Source organism: Pseudomonas sp. 57B-090624, assembly GCF_003234055.1.
Lineage (GTDB): Bacteria > Pseudomonadota > Gammaproteobacteria > Pseudomonadales > Pseudomonadaceae > Metapseudomonas > Metapseudomonas tohonis.
The window spans coordinates 18674-40150 of sequence record NZ_QKRU01000008.1; the positions used below are offsets into that span (position 1 = coordinate 18674).

General features: G+C 67.6%; 20 protein-coding genes. 3 read left to right on the forward strand and 17 right to left on the reverse strand.

Features of this window, described 5'->3' with window-relative positions; translation table 11 throughout:
* Positions 1–3 precede the first annotated feature (3 nt).
* The 9 genes from deoA to DMX10_RS05405 form a co-directional block, all read right to left on the reverse strand.
* Positions 4–1311, reverse strand: a complete 1308-nt coding sequence (deoA, locus tag DMX10_RS05365; protein WP_111260123.1) for a thymidine phosphorylase — start codon at positions 1309–1311, stop codon at positions 4–6.
* Between the two features lies 1 nt (position 1312).
* Positions 1313–2089, reverse strand: a complete 777-nt coding sequence (gene deoC / locus DMX10_RS05370) for a deoxyribose-phosphate aldolase (protein ID WP_178082922.1) — start codon at positions 2087–2089, stop codon at positions 1313–1315.
* 51 nt (positions 2090–2140) lie between these two features.
* Positions 2141–3403 carry a NupC/NupG family nucleoside CNT transporter gene (locus tag DMX10_RS05375; RefSeq protein ID WP_178082923.1) on the reverse strand — a complete coding sequence of 421 codons (1263 nt, stop codon included), beginning with the start codon at positions 3401–3403 and terminating at the stop codon, positions 2141–2143.
* 48 nt (positions 3404–3451) lie between these two features.
* Positions 3452–3865 carry a cytidine deaminase gene (cdd, locus tag DMX10_RS05380; protein ID WP_031287624.1) on the reverse strand — a complete coding sequence of 138 codons (414 nt, stop codon included), beginning with the start codon at positions 3863–3865 and terminating at the stop codon, positions 3452–3454.
* Positions 3866–3945: 80 nt separating this feature from the next.
* Positions 3946–5658 (reverse strand): bifunctional UDP-sugar hydrolase/5'-nucleotidase, encoded by a 1713-nt coding sequence (locus DMX10_RS05385; RefSeq protein WP_111260126.1) that lies wholly within the window; start codon positions 5656–5658, stop codon positions 3946–3948.
* A gap of 20 nt (positions 5659–5678) precedes the next feature.
* Positions 5679–6317, reverse strand: a complete 639-nt coding sequence (locus DMX10_RS05390; RefSeq protein ID WP_111260127.1) for a MotA/TolQ/ExbB proton channel family protein — start codon at positions 6315–6317, stop codon at positions 5679–5681.
* A gap of 64 nt (positions 6318–6381) precedes the next feature.
* Positions 6382–8730: a TonB-dependent receptor domain-containing protein gene (locus tag DMX10_RS05395; RefSeq protein ID WP_178082924.1), complete on the reverse strand. Its 2349-nt coding sequence runs from the start codon at positions 8728–8730 to the stop codon at positions 6382–6384.
* 61 nt (positions 8731–8791) lie between these two features.
* Positions 8792–9556, reverse strand: coding sequence for an energy transducer TonB (locus DMX10_RS05400; RefSeq protein WP_111260129.1), 765 nt, complete (start codon positions 9554–9556; stop codon positions 8792–8794).
* 4 nt (positions 9557–9560) lie between these two features.
* On the reverse strand, positions 9561–9968 hold the full coding sequence (locus DMX10_RS05405) for a biopolymer transporter ExbD (RefSeq protein WP_021219306.1): 408 nt from the start codon (positions 9966–9968) through the stop codon (positions 9561–9563).
* 443 nt (positions 9969–10411) lie between these two features.
* Here DMX10_RS05405 and aphA point away from each other — a divergent pair, with 443 nt between their 5' ends.
* Positions 10412–11059, forward strand: a complete 648-nt coding sequence (gene aphA / locus DMX10_RS05410; RefSeq protein ID WP_111260130.1) for an acid phosphatase AphA — start codon at positions 10412–10414, stop codon at positions 11057–11059.
* On the opposite strand, the gene DMX10_RS05415 is transcribed toward aphA, so the two are convergent.
* The 6 genes from DMX10_RS05415 to DMX10_RS05440 form a co-directional block, all read right to left on the reverse strand.
* On the reverse strand, positions 11053–11949 hold the full coding sequence (locus DMX10_RS05415; protein ID WP_111260131.1) for a ChaN family lipoprotein: 897 nt from the start codon (positions 11947–11949) through the stop codon (positions 11053–11055). The genes aphA and DMX10_RS05415 overlap by 7 nt on opposite strands.
* Before the next feature lie 21 nt (positions 11950–11970).
* The gene (locus DMX10_RS05420; RefSeq protein ID WP_111260132.1) at positions 11971–12738 is read right to left on the reverse strand and encodes a heme ABC transporter ATP-binding protein; all 768 of its coding nucleotides are present in this window, start codon (positions 12736–12738) and stop codon (positions 11971–11973) included.
* Positions 12738–13775 (reverse strand): iron ABC transporter permease, encoded by a 1038-nt coding sequence (locus DMX10_RS05425; RefSeq protein WP_069561603.1) that lies wholly within the window; start codon positions 13773–13775, stop codon positions 12738–12740. The genes DMX10_RS05420 and DMX10_RS05425 overlap by 1 nt, the downstream gene beginning before the upstream one ends.
* Complete coding sequence (locus tag DMX10_RS05430; protein ID WP_111260133.1) at positions 13772–14671, reverse strand: hemin ABC transporter substrate-binding protein; 900 nt, start codon at positions 14669–14671, stop codon at positions 13772–13774. Before DMX10_RS05430 ends, DMX10_RS05425 begins: the two co-directional genes overlap by 4 nt.
* An 85-nt stretch (positions 14672–14756) precedes the next feature.
* Positions 14757–15821 carry a hemin-degrading factor gene (locus tag DMX10_RS05435; RefSeq protein WP_111260134.1) on the reverse strand — a complete coding sequence of 355 codons (1065 nt, stop codon included), beginning with the start codon at positions 15819–15821 and terminating at the stop codon, positions 14757–14759.
* 18 nt (positions 15822–15839) lie between these two features.
* Positions 15840–16433: an energy transducer TonB gene (locus DMX10_RS05440; RefSeq protein WP_158545576.1), complete on the reverse strand. Its 594-nt coding sequence runs from the start codon at positions 16431–16433 to the stop codon at positions 15840–15842.
* Between the two features lie 351 nt (positions 16434–16784).
* Between DMX10_RS05440 and DMX10_RS05445 the strand changes: the two genes are divergently transcribed.
* Both DMX10_RS05445 and DMX10_RS05450 read left to right on the forward strand, forming a co-directional pair.
* A complete protein-coding gene (locus DMX10_RS05445) occupies positions 16785–18977 on the forward strand; it encodes a TonB-dependent hemoglobin/transferrin/lactoferrin family receptor (protein ID WP_111260136.1) in 2193 nt (730 codons plus the stop codon).
* Positions 18978–19057: 80 nt separating this feature from the next.
* Positions 19058–19375 (forward strand): Rieske (2Fe-2S) protein, encoded by a 318-nt coding sequence (locus DMX10_RS05450; protein ID WP_111260137.1) that lies wholly within the window; start codon positions 19058–19060, stop codon positions 19373–19375.
* Between the two features lie 139 nt (positions 19376–19514).
* Here DMX10_RS05450 and sfsA read toward each other — a convergent pair whose 3' ends face one another.
* Together sfsA and DMX10_RS05460 are read right to left on the reverse strand one after the other, a co-directional pair.
* Positions 19515–20222 carry a DNA/RNA nuclease SfsA gene (sfsA, locus tag DMX10_RS05455; RefSeq protein ID WP_111260138.1) on the reverse strand — a complete coding sequence of 236 codons (708 nt, stop codon included), beginning with the start codon at positions 20220–20222 and terminating at the stop codon, positions 19515–19517.
* Positions 20219–21400 carry a pyridoxal phosphate-dependent aminotransferase gene (locus tag DMX10_RS05460; RefSeq protein WP_111260139.1) on the reverse strand — a complete coding sequence of 394 codons (1182 nt, stop codon included), beginning with the start codon at positions 21398–21400 and terminating at the stop codon, positions 20219–20221. The genes sfsA and DMX10_RS05460 overlap by 4 nt, the downstream gene beginning before the upstream one ends.
* Positions 21401–21477 lie beyond the last annotated feature (77 nt).

The window sequence follows — 21477 nt, forward strand, 5'->3', positions numbered from 1 at the left end:
CTCCTAGTAACGCTGGCCGATCAGCTCGGCGACCTGCGCCTCGCCGTCGCCCAGTTGGTAGGCCGCGCGCAGGGCCGCCGCCGCACGCTCGGCGCTGGCGGCATCCCGCGCATGCACCAGCCCCAGCGGCTGCTCACCCCCCACCCGCTCGCCGGGCAGCGCCAGCGCACTGAAGCCCACCGCCGGGTCGACCTCGTCCTCCGGGCGCTTGCGACCGCCGCCCAGGGCGACCACCGCGAGCCCGACGGCGCGGGTATCCACCGCCTGGACGATACCCCCGCGCTCGGCATGCACCGGGTGCACCACAGGCGCCCAGGGCAGGTGGCGCCAGGGCTCGCGGTGCAGGCCCCGGGGGCCGCCCAGGGCATCGACCATCAGGTTGAAGCGTTGCAGCGCCGCGCCGTCGCGCCAGGCCTGCAGCAGGCGCTCGCGGGCCTGGGCGCAGTCCTCCGCCAACCCGGCGGCCACCAGGGTTTCCTCGGCCAGCACCAGGGTCACCTCCCACAGGCGCGGGCTGCGCACCTCGCCCTTGAGCAGGGCCAGCGCCTCTTCCACTTCCAGGGCGTTGCCAGCACTGCGGGCCAGCGGCTGGTTCATGTCGGAGATCACCGCACGGGTGCGCACGCCGGCGCCATTGGCCACCGCCACCAGGCTGCGCGCCAGCAGGTCGGCCTGCTGCGGATCGCTCATGAAGGCGCCGTTGCCGCTCTTCACGTCCATGATCAGCACGTCGAGCCCGGCGGCCAGTTTCTTCGCCAGGATGGACGCGGTGATCAGGTCAACCGACTCCACCGTTCCGGTGACATCGCGAATGCCGTACAGGCGCTTGTCCGCCGGCGCCAGGTCGGCGGTCTGGCCGATGATGGCGCAGCCCACCTCGGCCACCACCGCACGCAAGCGCTCGGGGTCGGGCCGGGTGCAGTAGCCGGGGATGCTTTCCAGCTTGTCCAGGGTGCCACCGGTGTGCCCCAGGCCGCGCCCGGAGATCATCGGCACGTAGCAGCCGCAGGCCGCCAGCAGCGGCGCCAGCACCAGGCTCACCAGGTCGCCCACGCCACCGGTGGAGTGCTTGTCCACCACCGGGCCGGGCAGGTTCCATTCCAGCACCTGGCCGGAGTCGCGCATGGCAGTGGTGAGGGCGATGCGCTCGTCCAGGCTCATGCCCTTGAGCAGCACCGCCATGGCGAAGGCGGCCACCTGGCCCTCGCTGAGGCTGGAATCGCTGATGCCTTCGACGAAGCGGCGGATGTCCTCACCCGCCAGCTCCAGCCCATCGCGCTTGCGACGGATCACTTCCTGCGCCAGCCACATATCAGTAGCCCTCCGATACAGCGGCATCGGCCTGGCCGAGCACCCGCAGCAGGTCGCCGAGCAGGCTGGAGGCACCGAGGCGCAGGTGACGGGCATCGATCCAGTCCAGGCCCAGCTCAGCGGCCGCCAGTTCGATATAGCGGCGTGCATCGGCCAGGGTGCGGATGCCCCCGGCCGGCTTGAAGCCCACCCGACCGCCCATCTCGCGAATCACCTCGAGCATCAGCGCCGCGGCCTCGGGCGTGGCATTGACCGCCACCTTGCCGGTGCTGGTCTTGATGAAGTCGGCACCGGCGGCGATGGCATCGCGGCTGGCCTGGCGGATCAGCTCCGGGTCGGCCAGTTCGCCGGTTTCGAGTATCACCTTGAGCAGCACCCGCTCCCCGCACGCGGCCTTGCAGGCAGCGACCATCTCGCGGCCACGCTCGGCATCGCCGGCCAACAGCGCGCGATAGGGGTAGACCAGGTCCACTTCATCCACGCCATCGAGCACCGCCGCAGCGGTCTCGCGCACGGCGGCGGCGATGTCGTCGGCGCCCTGGGGGAAGTTGGTCACGGTGGCGATGCGCAGGTCACCGGCGCCCAGCGCCTCCAGGGTGCGCCGGGCGAAGCCGATGAAGCGCGGGTAGATACACAGCGCCGCCACCCGCCCCTCGGCGGTCAGTGCGCGCTGGCAGAGCGCGGCGATGGCGGCTTCGTCGTCATCGTCGTTGAGCGAAGTCAGGTCCAGCAGGCCGATGGCCAACCGGGCCAGTTCGGTATCCGTCAATTGAGTCATTCGGAACATTCCCCAGGGATGCGCCATGAGCCGGCATCCCGTTGCAGTGATTCAGAGCGAAACGAACAGTCCGGCCAGAGCCGCACTCATCAGGTTAGCCAGGGTGCCGGCGATCATCGCACGCACCCCGAGCCGGGCGAGGTCCTTGCGGCGGTTGGGCGCCATTACCCCCATGCCGCCCAGCAGGATGCCGATGGAGGACAGGTTGGCGAAGCCGCACAGGGCGAAGGTGACGATCACCTGGGTGTGGGCGCTGAGCACCTCGACACCGGCGGCCGACGCCTGGATCGGATTGATGTAGCGGGCGAAGTCGACATAGGCGACGAACTCGTTGAGCACGATCTTCTGGCCGATGAAGCCGCCGGCCTGGATGGCTTCGGCCCAGGGCACGCCAAGCAGCCAGGCCACCGGAGCGAAGGCGTAGCCCAGCAGCAATTGCAGGGTCACGCCGGGGTAGCCGACGAAGCCGCCGAGCCAGCCCATCAGGCTGTTGAGCACCGCCACCAGGGCGATGAACACCAGCAGCATCGCGCCCACGTTCAACGCCAGCTGCAGGCCGCTGGACGCACCGGCGGCGGCCGCGTCGAGCACGTTGGCCGGACGGTCGTCGGCGTAGCCTTCGATCAGGTCCGGCCGGTCCTGGGGCGTCTCGCTCTCGGGCTCCATCAGCTTGGCCATGAGCATGCCGCCGGGCGCCGACATCAGGCTCGCGGCGATCAGGTACTTGAGGTCAACACCGAGGCTGGCGTAGCCGATCATCACCGAGCCGGCGGTGGAGGCCAGGCCGCAGACCATTACCGAGAACAGCTCGGAGCGGGTCATGTGCGGGATGTAGGGCCGCACCACCAGCGGCGCCTCGGTCTGGCCGAGGAAGATGTTGGCGGTGGCCGAGAGCGACTCGGTGCGGCTGGTGCCCATGGCGCGCTGCAAGGCGCCACCGATCACCGAGATGATCACGTCCATGACGCGCAGGTAGTAGAGCACCGCGATGAAGGCGCTGAAGAACACGATCACCGGCAGCACCTTGATGGCGAAGACGAAGCCGCCCCCGCCGAACAGGTCGAACATCTTCGTGCTGTTGAGGCCGCCGAAGAGGAAGTCGATGCCCTTGGTGGCGCTGTCCTCCAGGCTGCTGACCACATTGGACATGGCCGCCAGGGAGTTCTGCCCCCAGGGCACGTAGAGCACGAAGGCGGCGAAGCCCGCCTGCAGCACGAAGGCCGTGCCGACCGTGCGCAGGTTGATGGCGCTGCGCTTGGAGGACAACAGGTACGCGATTACCAGCAACATCAGGATGCCGAGCATGCCGATCATGAAATGGATTCCCCGGAAGAAAGGTGCGTCGTTGTTCTTGTCGTCGTTCTAGAGGGCGAAGGCGCCGGGCAGCAGCTCGTCGACGCGCCACAGGCGGGTCGATTCCGGGTCGCTGCCGCAGCAGATCACCGGGCAGTCGGCCGCCATCAGCTCGCTGATCACCTGGCGGCAGGCGCCGCAGGGGCTGATCACCGGAACCTCCGGGGCGAACACCAGCAACGCCTTGAAGCTGCGCGGCGCATGGCCCTGGCTGATGGCGGCGAACAGCGCGCTGCGCTCGGCGCAATTGGTCAGGCCGTAGGAGCCGTTTTCCACGTTGCAACCGAGGATCACCTGGCCGTCATGGGTGAGCAGCGCCGCCCCGACGGGGAATCGGGAATAGGGGCTGTAGGTACGTGCCGCCGCCTCGATGGCCTGGGGCAACAACCGCTCGCACAGAGCGGATCGAGCAACATCGTTCATGGGTACCGTCCGGGACTCTGGGTCGCCTTCTTTATGGTTATCGGGCGCCCGTCGTGCGGGCGCCTCCTTGTCGCAAACCGCTATTCCCGCTGACTGACCGCAACATCCACACGGCGGATGCGTCCCGCGCCCTCGGCCGCCCCCGCCGGGCTGCCGGCCTGGTCCCGGGACACCAGGTAGTCGATCAGCGCGTCCAGGTCGGAAATGCCGCTGTCGCGGTGCTCCGTCCCTTCGCGGAACAGGCTGAAGCCGTCGCCGCCCTCCGCCAGGAAGGCGTTGGAAACCACCCGGTAGCGCCCATCCGCCAGCACCGGCTGGCCATCCAGGCGCAGGCTGTCGGCGAGCACGCGCTGCCCGGGCGGCCTGCCCGCATCCCACTGGTAGGTGAAGGACGAGGAGACCTGCAGCGGTGTGAAGCCACCCCCGCCCCGCCACTGCTGCTCCAGCAGCGCCACCAGCTGCGCGCCGCTCAGGGTCAGCAGGTGCAGGGTGTTGTTGAAGGGCTGCGAGCCGGCCACCTGGGAGTAGCTGACCGTCTCCAGCCCCTGCTCCAGTGCCAGGTCGCCACGGATGCCGCCCGGGTTCATCAGCGCCAGCTGCGCGCCCTGCGAGCGGGTCGCGGCGAGCTGCGCATCGGCGATCAGGTCGCCCATGGCCGACTCGCCCGCCTCGTTCATTTCGCGACGCACTTCGGGGGCCGCCAGGCGGGCGATGGGCCGCGCCAGCACCACGGCGCTGCGCGCCTCGATCTCGCCCTGCAGCGCGGCGAGCTTCTCGTCCGGTGCATAGCGCGTCGGGTCGGCCAGCAGGTTGCGGGCCTCGACGCGGGTCACCTTGTGGGTCCCTGGCGTCACGTCCAGCGTGAGCCGGGTCAGCAGGTGGCCGTAGGAGGAGCCCTGGGTCACCGGGAGCTTGCCCACCTGGCACAGGTAGCCCTGGTGGCTGTGGGCGCTGATCAGCAGGTCCACTGCCGGGTCCAGGCGCTTGGCCACCTCGACTATGTCCCCACCCAGTTGCTGGCAAGCGGGCTTGTCGAAGGGCTCCGGCGTGCTGCCGCCCTGGTGCACCACGGCGACGATGGCGTTGGCACCGGCGGCCTTGATCTCGGGGATCAGCGCATTGATCGAATCGGCCTCGTCACGCACCTCCAGCCCGGCCAGGCCGCTGGGGCGGACCACGCTGGCGACATCGCGCAGGATCGCGGCGACGAAGGCCACCTTGACCCCCTTCACCTCCTCGATGCGGTAGGCCGGCAGCAGTGGCTTGCCGGTGGTGCTGTCCACCAGGTTGGCGGCCAGGTAGTCGAACCCGGCGCCCTTGTAGTCACCCCGGAAGCTGCAGGCCTTCTCCGGACGCGGCGACTCGCAGCCGCCGTGAATCTGCCGCAGCAGCTCGGCCTTGCCCAGGTCCAGCTCGTGGTTGCCCACGGCGGTGAAGCGCAGGCCCATGGCCTTGAGCGCCTCCAGGCTGGGCTCGTCGGCCCACATGGCGGAGATCGGCGGGCTGCCGCCCACCAGGTCACCAGCGCCGATGAACAGCAGCTGCGGGTCCTGCTTGCGCAGCTCCGCCAGCATGCCGCCGAGGGTGGCGATGCCGCCGGCGTTCACCGAGAGCGTCTTGCCGGGGTTGGCCGGGTCCGGGTAGCGGAAACTGCTGCCCTGGATGTAGCCGTGGAAATCGTTGATCGCCACCAGGTTCACCGCCACCGGCTGCACAGCTTCCTGCCCGCAACCGGCCAGGCCGGCGAGCAGGAGTGCGCCCAGCAAGCGGCTGCGGGCAAGGGAACGGGACATGCGTGACTCCCCTGCGCGCATCAGGCCGGCTGCAACTGGCCGTTGGCGACCGGCGCCGCCGTGCGGACCACGGTGCCCATGCCGGCACGCAGCAGGAGGATCTTCAGGTGGTCGGTGATGCGCTCGACGCGGTCCTGGAAGTGGTTGTGGAAGATCATCGCCACCAGGGCGATGGCGATACCCAGCGCGGTGGCGAACAGGGCGGTACCGATGCCCTTGGACACTTCGCCCGGGTCGGAGACGCCGGCCTCGGCCAGGGCGCGGAAGGTGTCGATGATGCCGAGGATGGTGCCCAGCAGGCCCAGCAGCGGCGCCGCGGTGACCACGGTCTCGAGGATCCACAGGCCGTGCATCAGCTTGCCGCGGGTGGCGATGTAGATGGATTCGCTGAGGTCTTCCAGGTCCTTGTGGGAGCTGACCGCGCCCTTCTGCTCGAACAGCTGGTCGATCATCTCCAGCGGCAGGCTCTTGCGGCCGTTCAGCGCGGCCGGCAGCTCGTCGATGCCGTGCATGCTCGGCACCAGCGCCGCTTCCAGCTTCACCGCCTGGCGCAGGCTGTAGGCGAAGAAGATGCCGCGTTCCACGGCGATGAAGGCCGCCAGGGCGGCGGCGCCGTACATCACGTAGAAGGTGATGTCGTGCAGCAGATCCATATTCATGTGGTACCTCCAGCGAACTCAGGTGTGCCGGAGGGCCCGAAGGCCCTGCGGACTTCGGGGTGGATTAGAAGGAGCCTTCGAAGCTGACCGAAACGGTGCGTTCCTCGCCGATGGTGTAGTACGGCGAGCTGCCGAACGCCGAGGCACTGCCCTGCGAGTAGGTCACGGCGTTGAACTGGGTGGTGCGCACGCCGGAGAGGTATTCCTTGTCGAACAGGTTGTTCACCGACAGGCGAACCGCCGCGCTCTTCAGCGCCGTGCCCTGCACCGGCAGGTGCACGCCCAGGTTGAGGTCGGCGATGGCGTAGTCGGGGATGCTCTCGTCGTTGGTCAGGTCGCCGTACTGGCGGCTGACGTACTTGCCGACGATGTTCCCGTAGTACAGGCCGTCGTCGTAGCCCAGGCTCAGGTTGAGCATGTTCTTCGGCACACCGGCCACGGTCTTGCCCTCGGTGGGCAGGTCCACGCCGCGGTAGCGCACGCTGTCCTTCTGCTCGGCCTCGGTATAGGTGTAGGAGGCGTAGTAGTTGAAGTTGTGCGGCAGCAGGCCGCTCCACTCCAGCTCAAGGCCCTGGTTGACCACGTCGCCGACGTTGAGCATCACGTAGTCGCCGGCCTCGTCGCGGCTGGAGACCTGGCGGTTCTCGAAGGTCAGGTAGAACAGGGTGGCGCTGAGGGCCATGTCCTCGACGGCATAGCGCCAGCCGAATTCATGGTTCCAGCTCAGCTCGGGCTCGAGGCTGATGGAATCGCCCTTGTTGTAGAGCACGTAGTTCGGCGGCGTGCGCATGTTGCGGGTGAGGTTGTAGAAGACCTGGTTCTCGTCATCCAGCAGGTACTGGGCGCTGAAGCTCGGCAGCAGCTCGTGGTAGGTCTTGTTGCGCTTCTCTTTCTTCTCGGTGAGGCTGCCGCGGTTGTCGCCCTTGCGCTCGGAGTAGTCGTAGGCGATGCCGGCGGTCAGGGTCAGGTCCGGGGTCACCGACCAGACGTCCTGGGCGAACAGCTTGTGCGCCGGGGTCACGGTGAAGTAGTTGCGGCCCTGGATCACGTTGCCGTTGGCGTCGCGCGCCTGCTCGGAGTCGTGGTAGCCGGCCCAGATATCCACAGGCTTGCCATCCGGGGTGAGCGGCACGAAGGGCTGGGTCTGGCGCTGGCGGGCGCGCTCGTACCAGTAGCCGGTGCTGAAGCTGTGCTCGTCGTTGATGTCCCACTTGATGCTGGTGTTGATGCCGGGGCGCCAGGTCTCGGTGATCGAGGGCCGGTAGTAGAGGCCGCTGTTGGGCGTGCCGTCGGCGTTGAGCTGGCCCGATGTCGGCAGGTTGCCCAGGTTGTAGTTGCCACCAGTGTTGCTGGTGCCACGGTTCAGCGAATAGGGGCCGGTGAAGCTGCCGAAGCTGCCGCCGTTGGCCCAGTAGTAGTAGGGCGCCACGGTGAGCAACACGTCGTCACGCAGCTGGAAGCGGCCGGTCAGCGAGGCGGTGACGTTTTCGAAGGGGTTGCGCATCAGCACCGAGTAGCCGGTGCCGCGGGTCACGCCGTTCACCGAGCTGCCGCTGCCGGTCATGATCTTGCCGTTGCTGTTGTAGCGCGGGTCGTCCAGGTAGTCGAAGTCGCGGCCGTAGGTCTTGAACTGGGCCTTGCTGGGGTTCGAGTAGTTGTAGTTTTCCTGCTTGTGGTAGTTGATCACCGCATTCAGGGAGTTGCCTTCGCCATCCTCGAACAGGCTGTTGAGGGTGACCTTGTCGGCACGCAGCACGCCTTCGCCGCGCCACTTGTCACCCTCGGTGTGGGACGCCGAGATGTAGTTGCTGAAGCCGTTGTACTTGCCGGTGTTCAGGCGCACGAAGGTCTTGCGCAGGTTGTTGCTGCCGATGGTCTGCTTGCCGAAGACGCCGAAGTCCTTCTCGGGGCGCAGGGTCACCAGGCCGATGTTGCCGCCGGAGGAGCCGATGTGCGGCGCATCGATCTCGGAAGAGCCCTGGGTGGCGAAGACTTCGCCCAGGTTCTCCGGGTCGCCCAGCAGGTTCGGGTAGAGGTTGTAGTTGCCCGAATCGTTCACCGGAATGCCGTCGAGGGAAACGCCGACCTGGTCGGAGTTCATCCCGCGCATGGTGAAGTTGAAGCCGCTGAGGCCGCTGGAGTCATCGCTGGAAACGTTGACCCCCGGGGTGTACTTCAGCTTGTCGATGGCGTTGCCGGTGGCGGTCATCTTCTCCAGGGCTTCCTTGGTCACGGTAGAACGCGACTTCGGCGCGCTCTCCACCACCATCTGGCCATTGCCCAGGTTCTGCCCGGTGACCTTCACCTTGCCCACGTCAACGGAATTGCCGGACTCGTCAGCCGCCAGGGCCGCCATCGTCCATCCCCCCAGGCCAGCGGCCAGGAACATTGCAAATAACTTATTAAACTTCACGGACCAAACTCCTCGATAAAAAGGAACGCCTTCGTTTATTGGTTTAGTTATGGGTACTTGATCACTCGACGTTGTAACTAAAGGTCGCGGTAAAACGCTGTTTGTCTTTTCCCTGGAAGGCTTCGCTCGGGAAAGGCGAAACTTTTTCCAATCGACGCAAACTTGTTTGTGCAGCCTTGTTCAGCAACATGTTCGTTGCCTTGCTTTCAATGCCCGCATCCAGGACATTTCCCACTCGGTCCACCAACAGCCAGACCACCACGTTGCCTTCGGGGCGCTGCAACGACGCCTCGCGACCACGCGGGTATTGCTTGTACTTCTCCAACTCCTTGCGCAGGGCGGCGGTGTACACACCCTCCAGTGCCGCGCTGTCGACGCGCGGTTGCGGCGGCGCCACCGGCACGCTCACCGGGGCCGGCGCGGGCGTCGGGGCCGGTGCCGGCGCGGCCTTGGCCACCACGGGCGGTGCGGGCTTGGGCTCCTGCTTGACCACCTGCGGCTTGGGCTTCTCCACCTGCTTCACCACGGGCTTGGGCACCGGCTTGGGAACGGGCTTGGGCTTCGGCGGCTCGATCACCACCGGCTCCTCGACCTCGGGCTCGGGCAGCGGCTCGGGTTCCGGCTGCGGCGCCTCGACCACGGGTTCCGGCTCGGGCGGTGGCGGCATGAAATCGGCCGGATCCACCAGCGCGATTTCCACGGCGCTGTCGTCGTACTTGGGTTTCATCTGCAAGCTCTGCGAACTGGCGGAATAAACGAATACGAGAAGCAGGCAAGCCGCCGGCACACACGCAATGAACTTGCGAGTTCGATAGATAGGAAACATGGCGTCAGGATTTACGCGTGGCGATGGAAACGGAAGAGAAGCCATTGCCCTTGAGCAAGTCCATCACCGCCACCAGGCGCTTAACTTCCACGCCCTGGTCGCTATTGATGATGATGACCAACTTCTCGGCCGTGCCTTCCAGCACTTTCAACTGTTCGACCAGCAGGCTCTCGCTGACATCCTGGCCATCGAGCTGCAACTTCTCGTCGAGCCCCAGGGTGATCACCGCCTTGTTCTGCGGCTTCAGCTGCTGGGCATGGGCGGCCGTCGGCAACTGCGTCTTGATGCCTACGGCGGGAATCACGTTGAGACTCACCAGCACGAAAAACACCAGCAGGAACATCATCACATCGATCATCGGGATGATCTCGATGTGGGCCTTCTTCTTCTTCGCAACATCCCAGCTACGCATGAGGACACAACCTCCCACAGTCATCAGCGATGGGCGGCCTCAACCTGCCCTCATTTGATCCTGACCATCAACGCAGGATTGGCGCGAATGATGGCGAGTTCATGTAACGCTTTGATGACAGCACGGAGCGTGCCAGAAACTGACTTCACAATCAGTATTGAAATAAGCGTTTGATTTGCATGGCCCGCAGCAGAGGCTCCTGGCCAATGAATGCCGATCAGGTCACACCTGTCCATGCCCCAATCTGGCGACTTCCACGAAAAGCCCGCACCAAGTTGTCTCAACAGACAGGATCAAACGGATATCGTCCGACAATTTATCAACCTGTCATCTCCGTCAGGTTTCATGGGGGCAGCCGCAGCGCGCGACGCAAGCCTTTCCGCGCCTGTGGCGGCATGCCGGTTGCTAGCCAACCGACGAGCAACCCATCGACGGAGTACGCAATGCGCAAGACGATCCACGCCCTGGCCCTGGCCGTAGCGACAACCCTGCCTGCCGCCTTGCTGGCGGAGGAAATACTGCCTTCGGAGGTGCACTGGGTTTCGGTCGAGGAGATCGGCAGCAGCCTGTCGGGGCAGGCGCCCATCAGCGTCGCTTTCGATATCGACGACACGCTGCTGTTTTCCAGCCCCTGCTTCTACCACGGCAAGCAGAAGTACTCGCCAGGCAGCGACGCCTACCTGCACGACATGCGCTTCTGGCAGGAAACCAACGGCGGTTGCGACCGCTACTCGCTGCCCAAGGAGGTGGGGCGCAGGCTGATCGACCTGCACCAGGCCCGGGGCGACCGCATCTTCTTCATCACCGGCCGGCCGAACACACCCGGGGAGAAGCTCAGCGAGATCCTCCAGCAGACCTTCGCCATCAAGGCGATGAACAAGGTGATCTTCTCGTCCGGCCCGGAGAAGGCCGCGTTCATCCGCCAGCAGGGCATCGCGCTCTACTACGGCGATTCGGACAGTGACATCCGCTCGGCGCGGGACGCCGGCATCCGCGGCGTCCGGGTGATGCGCGCCGCCTCCTCGACCAACCAGCCGCTACCGGAGAACGGAGCGCTGGGCGAGGAGGTGATCATCGACTCGGATCACTGAGCCGGCTTCATCCGCTCGCGCAACTCGGCGCAGTGATCCTTGGCCGGCAGCGCGGCGGTGTACCAGACGTAGTCGGCGCTGCCCGGCTCCACGGTCTTGCCGGCCTCGGCGAGGATCAGCACCGCACTGCCCTGCCCCGCTCCGAGATCGGCCAGGTGCAGCGGCACGCCCAGGTCGCGGCGCACATGGAAGGCACCGGCGAACAGCAGCGCCGGTTGCGGGGCCGCCAGCAGGCGCTCGGCCATGCGCCGGTCACGCTGCTGCTGCACGGCGAGCATGGCCGGGAACTGGCTCTCCGGCAGCAGCCCGCAATGGGATTCGCGAATCTGCTCGCGCAGGGCGTCCTGGACGGTGGCCGTGGTCGAGGCGGTGCCGCTGAGCGCTGGCTGCTCACCATAGATGCGCATGATCTCGCTGCGATCCAGGTTCGCCGCCAGCAGCGGGTAGGGCTGGGCCAGCGCATGGCGCACGATCGGGCCGTACAGCGCCCAGTCCCAGTTCCTCTGCCAGGCCAGCGCGCTTTCCAGCTCACCTTCATCGGCGCCGGAACGGATACGTGCGTGCACGGCATCCACCTTGGCCTGCTGGTCGGGGTTGAGCATTTCCAGCAGCAGGCTGCCCTGGCTGCGACGGCCTTCCAGCGCCTGCAGCAACCACAACTGCAGGGCGTGGTGGTCGGGGTTGTCGTGCTGTTCGCCCACCAGCACGCGCGGCGCCTCGGCGAGGCGGTCGAGCAATTGCCGTGGACTCAGGGTCTGGCCACTGCGCAGGTCGCGGATGACACCGAGATCGGCATGCTGGCGGGCCTCCGGGCTCTGCCACTGGGGCAAGGGCGGGGTGGCCTGGCACGCCGCCAGGGACGCGATGACGAGCAGGAGAAGCAGGCGCATGGATGGATTCCTCGGGTTCGTTCAGCGCGCGACGATCAGGGGATGGCCGCGTTCCGGGTGGCGCTGCACCAGCACGTCGAGGCCGAACACGGCCTTCAACGGCTCGGGTTGCAGCACCTCGTCGGGCGTGCCCAGCACATGGGGGCGCCCGTCGCAGAGCAGCAGCAGGCGGTCGCAGTAGCGCGCCGCCAGGTTCAGGTCATGAAGGATCACCAGCACCGCGGCGCCACGCCCGGCGAAATCACGCACCGCCTGCAGGGTGGTGTGCTGGTGCAGGGGGTCGAGCATGGAGGTGGGCTCGTCCAGCAGCAGGTGCTGCCCCTGCGCGCCCGGCCACAGCTGTGCCAGCACCCGCGCCAGGTGCACGCGCTGGCGCTCGCCGCCGGACAGCGCCAGGTAGCTGCGCCCGGCCAGGTGCGCGGCATCGGCCGCCTCCAGGGCTTCGCCGATGATTTCCGCATCGCGCACGCGGCCCGTCGCGTGGGGCAGGCGGCCCATGCCGACCACTTCCTCGACGCGGAAGCCGAAGTTCAGGGTCGAGCTCTGCGGCAACACCGCCAGGCGCTGGGCACGTTGCGGGCCGGCCCATTCGGCAAGCGGGCGGCGCTCCAGGCTGACCTGGCCGGCGGCCAGGGCCAGCTCGCCGCTCAACGCGCCAAGCAGGGTGCTCTTGCCCGCGCCGTTGGGGCCGAGCACGCCCAGCACTTCGCCGGGGCGCAGCTCCAGGTCCACGCCCGCCAGCACCACGGTGCTGCCACGGTGCACTTCAAGCTGTTCGACACGCAGCATCAGTGACGCCCCCGCAGCAGCAGATAAAGGAAGAATGGCGCGCCGATCAGCGCGGTGACGATGCCGATGGGCATCTCCGCCGGCGCCAGCACCAGGCGCGCGGCCAGGTCGGCGAACAGCAGCAGGCTGGCACCGGCCAGTGCCGAGGCCGGTAGCAGGACACGGTGATCCGGCCCGGCGACCAGGCGCACCAGGTGCGGCACCACCAGGCCGATGAAGCCGATCAGCCCGGCAGCAGCCACCGCAGCACCGACGCCCAGCGCCGTGCACAGCACCAGCTCGCGCTTGAGCTTCTCCACCTCGAAGCCCAGGTGGCGCGCCTCGGACTCGCCCAGCAGCAAGGCGTTCAGCGCCTTGGCACGGCGCGGCAGCCACAGCGCCACCGCCCCGGTGATCAGCAGCAGCGGCCACAGCCGCGCATAGCTGGCGCCATTGAGGCTGCCCAGGTTCCAGAAGGTCAGGGTGCGCAGCGTGGCGTCGTCCGCCAGGTAGGTGAACAAACCGATGCAGGCGAAAGCCAGGGCGTTGAGGGCGATGCCGGCGAGCAGCATGGTCACCACGCTGGTCTGCCCGTCGCGCCGGCCGAGGCGGTAGACCAGCGCCGTCACCCCCAGGCCACCGGCGAAGGCGCAGGCGGACAGCAGGTAGGGCGCGATGTTCTCGGGCAGCCCGCCGAGGGCCGCACCACCGACGATGGCCACCGCCGCGCCGAGGGCCGCGCCACTGGAAACGCCGACCAGGCCGGGGTCCGCCAGCGGGTTGCGGAACAGGCCCTGCATGGCCACGCCAGACAGCGCCAGCACCGCGCCGACGGCGAGGCCCAGCAGGGTGCGCGGCAGGCGGATCTGCCCGAGGATCAGTTCGGCCTGCTCCAGGCCTGCGGGCGCGAGCGGCATCCCGGCCAGGCGCAGGGCCGCGCGCAGGGTGTCGCCCAGGGGCAGGCTCACCGGGCCGAGGGCCAGGGACAGCCACAGGGCGAGCGCGAGCAAGGCGCCCAGTGCGATGAACAGGGGGCGCGAATGTACAGCTGGGGTCATGGCTGGTTCTGGCTGTTGGCGGTCAGGGCCGGTGCCTGAGGATAAAAGCCCGCGGACAGCGCGGCCACCCCATCCGGCAGGCGCGGGCCGAGGCCGCCCACCAGCAGGGTCGGGTCCAGCGGCAGCAGGCGGCCCTGCTTGCCGGCACGGGTCATGGCCAGGGCGGGGTTCTGCTTGAGCAGCGCGGCCTTGGCTTCCTCGCCTTCGAGGCGGCGATCGGCGAACACCACCACGTCCGGGTCCAGCGCCGCCAGCGCCTCGTTGGAGATCGCCTTGTAGCCGAGGTGATCGGTGATGTTCCGGCCACCGGCCTGCTCGATGATCCAGGCGGCGGCGGTGTCCTTGCCGGCAGCCATGGGGTTGCTGCCGGCATGGCCGAGCAGCAGCAGGACGCGCGGCGCCTCCTGCGTGCGCCGGGTCTCGGCGACCCACCGGGCCTGTTGCTCGAAGCGCTGGCTGTAGTCGGCGAAGACCTTTTGCGCGCGGGCCTCGTCACCCAGCAGGCCGCCGATCAGCGTGAGGTTCTTCTCCAGCACCGGCAGCTCGGCCCTGGACGGCAGCAGTTCGATGCGCACCCCCGCTGCCTTGACCTGCTCGATCACCGGCGGCGGGCCCATTTCCTCGGTACCCAGCAGCATGTCCGGGCGCAGCGAGAGGATGCCCTCGGCGGCCAACTGGCGCTGGTAGCCGATGCTCGGCAGCGACTTCAGCGAGGCGGGATGGAGGCTGGTGGTGTCGACGCCCACCAGCTTGCTCTCGCCACCCAGCGCCACCACCCATTCACTGAGGGAGCCCCCGGCGCTGACCCAGCGTTGCGGCAACGGATCGGCGGCATGCGCCGCTTGGCTCAGGAACAGGCCGGCGCACAGGCCGGCAAGGGAAACAGCAACACGCATCCTATGACTCCTTCAGATTCAGGCGGAACGACGCCCCGGCAGGGGCGGGGCGTCGGGATGGATCGGGCCGGAGCTCGGCCAGGCGTCAGAGCGCCGGGGCGGTCTCGGCCAGGGCACGCCAGTCTTCCCGCTCCGGGATGCCCGGCTTGCGCGCGCCGAACAGTTGCAGCACCAGCTCGCCTTCGGCATCGAAGGCTTCCCAACTGGTGATCACGCCGTCGCTGCTGGGCTTGCGTACCCGCCACAGCTCGGTCACGCCCGGGGTCTTCAGGTGCAGGTTGAACTCGGGGTCGAGCACGTTGAACCAGGTGTCCATCCACTTCAGGTTCTGCACCGGGCCGCTGTGGATCTGGATGCAGTGGCGGTTGCCGACGAACACCATGATGGGGATCTGCTTATCCCCCGCCGCCTCCAGCAGGCGCGGCAGTTCGGCGGTGTCCAGCTTCTCGGCCCATTCGGTGCCGGCCAGGCGCAGGGCCTGGGTGCGTGCCGCGCCGTGCTTCTTCAGCAGGGCGAAGAAGTGGTGGGTGTCCTTGAGGGCTGACCAGCCTTCACGCAGGCTGGCGACGTCGATCTCGGCATCGGGCTTGACCGGCTCGGCGGCGGGCAGCGGCTGCAGGTCCAGCTCGGCGCTCTGTTCCTCGGCCTGGAAGCGCTCGACCAGCGGCGCCCAGGCGGCGACTTCGCTGCGCTCGGTGAGGAACACCTTGTGCACGGCCACGCCCTGCCTGTCGAAGATCTGGATGCTGCGCTGAGTGCCGCGCGGGGTTTCTTCGGCCACGGCGAACACGCTGGACCAGCCACCGAGGAACAGGCGCAGGTCGATGTCGGCGGACACCACCAGGCCCATCTGCCCGTTGGCCATGACCGAGACCTCGCGGTACACGCCCTTGCGCTCATGCACGCAATGCTCGTTGCGGGTCAGCGCCATGATGGGGCCCAGCTCACCCAGCGCGGGCAGCAGGCTCGCCCACTCGGGGCGCAGGCGCACGGCATCCACGCCCAGGCGGCTGGCGGTGAGCTCGCCCTCGCTGACCGAGAGGCGCTCGGCGGCGTCACGGGCACGCAGGCGCGGCTCCTCGCCACGCAGCGTCTGCCAGGCCTGGTAAAGGGCGGGGCCCGCCGTGGCGGTTTGGTTGAGGGCAGTCATGGTGTCACTCCTTCAGGATCAACGGCTCGCCGTAAGGGCGAATTCAATGGGTATTCTCACGCGGCTCGGCACCGGCTCGCCGTCCTGGACCTCAGGACGGAAGCGCCAGCTGGCGACCGCGTTCATGGCCGCTTCGTCGAGGCTCTCGATGCCTGACGAACGCAGCAATTTCATCTCCCGCAGCCCACCGCGCTCGTCCAGGCGCACCTCCACCAGGACCACGCCCTGCTGGTTGCGACGGCGCGCCTGGGCCGGGTAGATCGGGGGCTTGGGCGGTGTGAGGAAGGAAGGCTGGTCGATGACCACCTCGGCCTTCGGCGACTTGGCGGCCTGCCGGGCGGGTGCCGACTGCGGGGCCGCGCTGGGCGTCGAAGGTGCCACTTGCGCCACGCTCGGCTCGCTGCTGGAGCGGGACTGTGGGTGCGGCTGCGGCTCACTGCGCACGACCTTGCGCGCGGGCACTTCGGGACTGACCAGGCGCGGCTTTACGGCAACGGGCCTGGCTTCCGCGACCGGGTGGCTCTGTGGTTCCACCTTGCGGGGAGCCGGTACCGGGCGCGCCACGGGCTCAGCCACGGCAGGCGCCGGTTCGACCAGGCTGACCAGGTGCACCACGTCCGCCCGGGCCTCTCCCCGGGCGATAGCCGGCTCCGCCCGCAGATCGTGCAGGAGCCATGCAAGCCCCCCGTGTGCGATAAGCGACAGCGCGAGGCAGAGTGGAATACGCGGCATGTTCAAGCCCGAACTCACAAATACGAATCAATTTGATAATTGTTTGCATTTGACTGTCAACCTCATTATGTTCGCCACCGATGCCAACCTGCGATCACCAGAGAGGCCGGCGAAAGCGATGACCAGGACGGCCATCGGGAAAGGCACCCGCGGCATGACGCCCGTGGCTTCCAGCCACACCAGAAGTGCCCGGCCGGCCCCTGGACGCGCCTTGAACCCGGGAGTCCATCCATGTCGCCTCGCCCCCCCTTCGCCCGCCGCCCCTGGCTGGCCCTGCTGCTCCTGTCGCCCTCCCTCGCCCTGGCCGCGGAAAAGACCGCGACCCAGTTCGACACCGTCACGGTGACCGCCACCCGCAGCGAGCAGACGCTCGACCAGGTGCCGAACACGGTGTCGGTAATGACTGAACGAGAGATCGACCAGAAGAACGTAAAAAATATTCAGGACCTGGTGCGTTACGAGCCGGGTGTGTCGGTCGGCGGGACGGGCAGCCGCTTCGGCCTGTCCGGCTTCACCATCCGGGGCATCGGCGGCAACCGCGTGCTGACGCAGGTGGACGGCGTGAGCATGCCGGACGCCTTTTCCTTCGGCGGCTTCCTCAGCGCACAGCGCGACTACGTGGACCCGGACACCCTCAAGCAGGTGGAGATCATCCGTGGCCCGGCCAGCTCGCTGTACGGCAGCGACGCCATCGGCGGCGCGGTGAGCTTCCTCACCAAGGATGCGGCCGACTACCTGGACGAAGGCGATGACACCTACGCCCGCCTGAAGACCGGCTACGACGGCTCCGACGACAGCTGGCTGCGCAGCACCACCCTCGCCGCCCGCCAAGGCAACGTCGATGGCCTGGTGCACATCGGCCGCCGCACCGGCCAGGCACTGGACACCCAGGGCGACATCGGTGGCATCGGCGCGACCCGCGAGGAAGCCAACCCGGTCGACTACACCACCGACAACCTGCTCACCAAACTCGGCTGGAACTACGCCGAAGGCCAGCGCCTGCAACTGACCTACGAGCGCTACCAGGACGACACCGACACCAAGGTTTTGAGCAACTACAGCAACACCGCCACCATCCGTACCCAGGATGCGCGCGACAGCGTCGACCGCGAGCGCTATTCGCTACTGCACACCCTGCAGCTGGACAGCCCCATAGCGGACAACCTGCAGAACCAGCTCAGCTACCAGGACAGCCAGACCCGCCAGCGCACCTACGAGAACCGCGTCGTCACGGGTTCGGCGCGCTTCCGCACCCGCGACTCCCACTACGAGGAGAAGCTCTGGGTGCTCAACAGCAAGCTGGACAAGTCCTTCAGCATCGCCGGCAGCCAGCACACCCTGGTCTACGGCACCGACCTCAAGCGCCTGAAGAACGCCGACCTGCGCGAAGGCGGCGAGACCGTCATCGCCACCGGGGTCAACACACCGGTGCTGCCGACCAGCGACTTCCCGGACCCGACCACCAACGAATACGCGGCCTTCATCCAGGACAACATCGAGATCGGCCGCTGGACCCTGCTGCCGGGCCTGCGCTACGACTACTACGCGATGAAGCCCCACGCCACCACGCGTTACCTCAACAGCCAGGCGACCGACGCCAACCCGAGCGACTTCACCGACTCGGCCGTATCCCCCAAGTTCGGCGTGACCTACCAGGTCGACGACCAGCACAGCGTGTACGGCCAGTACGCCGCCGGCTTCCGCGCCCCGCAGGCGATCGAGATCTTCGGCGAGTTCATCAACCCGGGCATGTACCGCACCCTGGCCAACACCAACCTCAAGGCCGAGACCAGCGACAGCTTCGAACTGGGCCTGCGCGGCAAGTACGAGATCGGCAGCTTCGGCGCCGCGCTGTTCTACAACCGCTACGACGATTTCATCGAGCAGGTATCCCGCGCCTCCAGCGTGCCGGGCTTCCCCTTCGGCGAGTTCCAGTACGTCAACCGCGACCGGGTGACCATCCGTGGCTTCGAAGCCAAGGGCGAGCTCTTCCTCGACAAGCTCGGCATGCGGGCCGGCTGGCGCGCCATGAGCTCCGTGGCCTACGCACGGGGCAAGGACGAAGGCACCGGCCAGCCGATCAACAGCGTCGACCCGCTCAAGGGCGTCTTCGGCCTGGGGTATGCACAGCCCAATGGCAAGTTCGGCGGTGACCTGAGCTGGACCCTGGTGGCGGCCAAGGAACGCATCGACCGCACCCAGACCGTCGGCCAGTACCAGAGCTCGGGCTACGGCCTGCTGGACCTGAACGGCTGGTGGCAGGTCACCGAGGCGTTCTCGGTCAACGCCGGGTTGTTCAACCTCACCGACAAGGACTACTGGCAGTGGGGCGATGTGCGTGGGCTCACCGAGAACAGCCCCAGCCTGCAGCGCTACACCCAGCCCGGCCGCCATGCGGCGGTCAACCTGATCTGGGAGATCTGAGCCCTTTCAGCGCAGGGACGCGCGCCCTCTTGGCAATCCATGGCAGCGCGGGATAATGCCCGCCTGCCGTGGAGACGCCGATGATCCTGCTATGCCGCCCCGACGAGTTGGCCGAAGGCCAGAGCCGGGGCTTTCTGATCGATGACCTGAAGCTGCTGCTGGTTCGCCGGGAGGGCCGGGTCCATGCCTATGAAAACCGCTGCCCGCACCGGGGCATTCCCCTGGAATGGCAACCGGACCGCTTTCTCGACGACAGCGGCAGCCTGATCCAGTGCGCCACCCACGGAGCGCTGTTCCTTGTCGAATCCGGTGAATGCGTGGCCGGGCCTTGCGCTGGGGAGTCCCTGCGCGCCCTCGTCTGCAGCGAGGACGAGCACGGCATCTGGCTGGCGCGTTAGCAGGCTGCTGAACAACTAACTGCGTTGCCGCTGCGGCGTTGAAAACGCCCTCAAATGCTCATTTACCCTACGTAAACTTCGCTTTTTCGGCCGTTTTCGCCTTGCGTCGGCTGCCTCGTCTACGTTTTTCAAAGGCCTGCTAGCCGAGCACCTGCAACTTGCGCTGCAGCACCAGCCCTTCAGGGCTGACCTCGGCGCCATAGGCGAGCACCTCCACCCCGGCGGCCTTGGCATCGGCCAGGGCGGCGGCGTAGGCCGGGTCGATTTCCACCGCTGCGCGCACGGCCTCGATGCCGGAGAGGTTGACGCAGTAGAACTGCACCGCGCGCATGCCCTGGCGCGCCAGCGCCGCCAGCTCGCGCAGGTGCTTGCTGCCCCGCACAGTGACGGCGTCGGGGAAGGCCGCCACGGCGGTGCCGTCGAAGCCCAGGGTCACGCTCTTCACTTCCACGAACACCTCGCCCGCCGGGTAGTCCAGGCGGAAGTCGGCGCGGCTGTTCTCCACGCCGTAGGCGACCTCGCGCTTGAGCGCGGTGAAGCCGGCCAGTTCGGGAATCAGGTCGGCGCGCAGGGCCTCCTCGACCAGGGCGTTGGCCCGTGCGGTGTTCACGCAGGCCAGGCGCCCCTGGGGCGTTTCGGTGATTTCCCAGGTGCCGGGGAGCTTGCGCCTGGGGTCGTTGGAGCGGCTGAACCAGACCCGGCAGCCTTCGCTCATGCAGTTGAGCATCGAGCCGGTGTTCGGGCAGTGGATGGTCAACAGCTCGCCGTCGAGGGTCTCGATGTCGGCGAGGAAGCGCTTGAAGCGGCGCAGCAGGCGGCCCTGCTCCAGGGGCGGTACGAACTTCATGCCGTCAGCGCTGCCCAGGTCTGCAGGCCATGGGCGATGCGCCGCACCGCTTCCTCCAGGCGCGGCAGGCTCTGGGTGTAGGCGAAGCGCACGTGCTGGTTGGCCAGGTGGCGGCCGAAATCCAGGCCCGGGGTGAAGGCCACGTGCTCGGTCTCGATGAAGTGCCGGCAGAAGGCGTAGGCGTCCTGGGTGAAGGCGGAAACATCCGCATATAAATAGAAGGCACCTTCGGGCTCGACGGCGATGCGCAAACCGAGCTCGCGCAGGGCGGGCAGCAGGTAGTCGCGACGGCGGGCGAACTCGATGCGGCGTTCTTCGAGTATCGCCAGGGTGCCCGGCTCGAAGCAGGCCAGGGCAGCGTGCTGGGCCATGGAGGGGGCACTGATGTAGAGGTTCTGCGCGAGCTTCTCCAGCTCGGGCACTGCATCACGGGGCGCCACCAGCCAGCCGAGGCGCCAGCCGGTCATGCCGAAGTACTTGGAGAAGCTGTTGAGCACGAAGGCGCCGTCATCCACCTCCAGCACGCTGGCGGCATCCACGCCGTAGGTGAGGCCGTGGTAGATCTCGTCGACCACCAGGTGACCACCCTTGGCTTTCAGCGCGGCGGAGAGGCCGGCCAGCTCGTCGCGGGTGAGCAGCGTACCGGTGGGGTTGGCGGGCGAGGCGACCAGGGCGCCGACGCTGTCGCCATCCCAGTAGCGCTCCACCAGGTTCGGCGTCAGCTGGTAGCGGCTCTCGGGGCCGACCGGTACCAGTTGCGCGGCGCCCTCGACCAGGCGCAGGAAATGGCGGTTGCAGGGGTAGCCCGGGTCGGCGAGCAGCCAGTGGCGCCCCGGGTCGACCAGCAGGCTCGCGGCCAGCAACAAAGCCCCCGAACCACCGGGAGTAATCAGGATGCGTTCGGGGTCGATATCCAGGTCGTAGCGATCGCCATAGAACCCGGCGATGGCGCTGCGCAGTTGCGGCAGGCCCCGCGCGGCGGTGTAGCGCGTGTGGCCGGCAGCCAGGGCAGCCTGCCCGGCCTGCACGATGGGCGCGGCGGTGCTGAAGTCCGGCTCGCCGATCTCCAGGTGGATGACGTCATGCCCCTGCGCCTGCAAATCGTTGGCGCGGGCCAGCAGGGCCATCACGTGGAAGGGTTCTATGGCACGGCTGCGTGCACTGTATGACTGGGCCATCGGCCTTCCTTTATTAACGCAAAGAGCGGATTCTACCGAATGGTCCGGGAAGGCTGCAGCAACCACGATAACTGGGA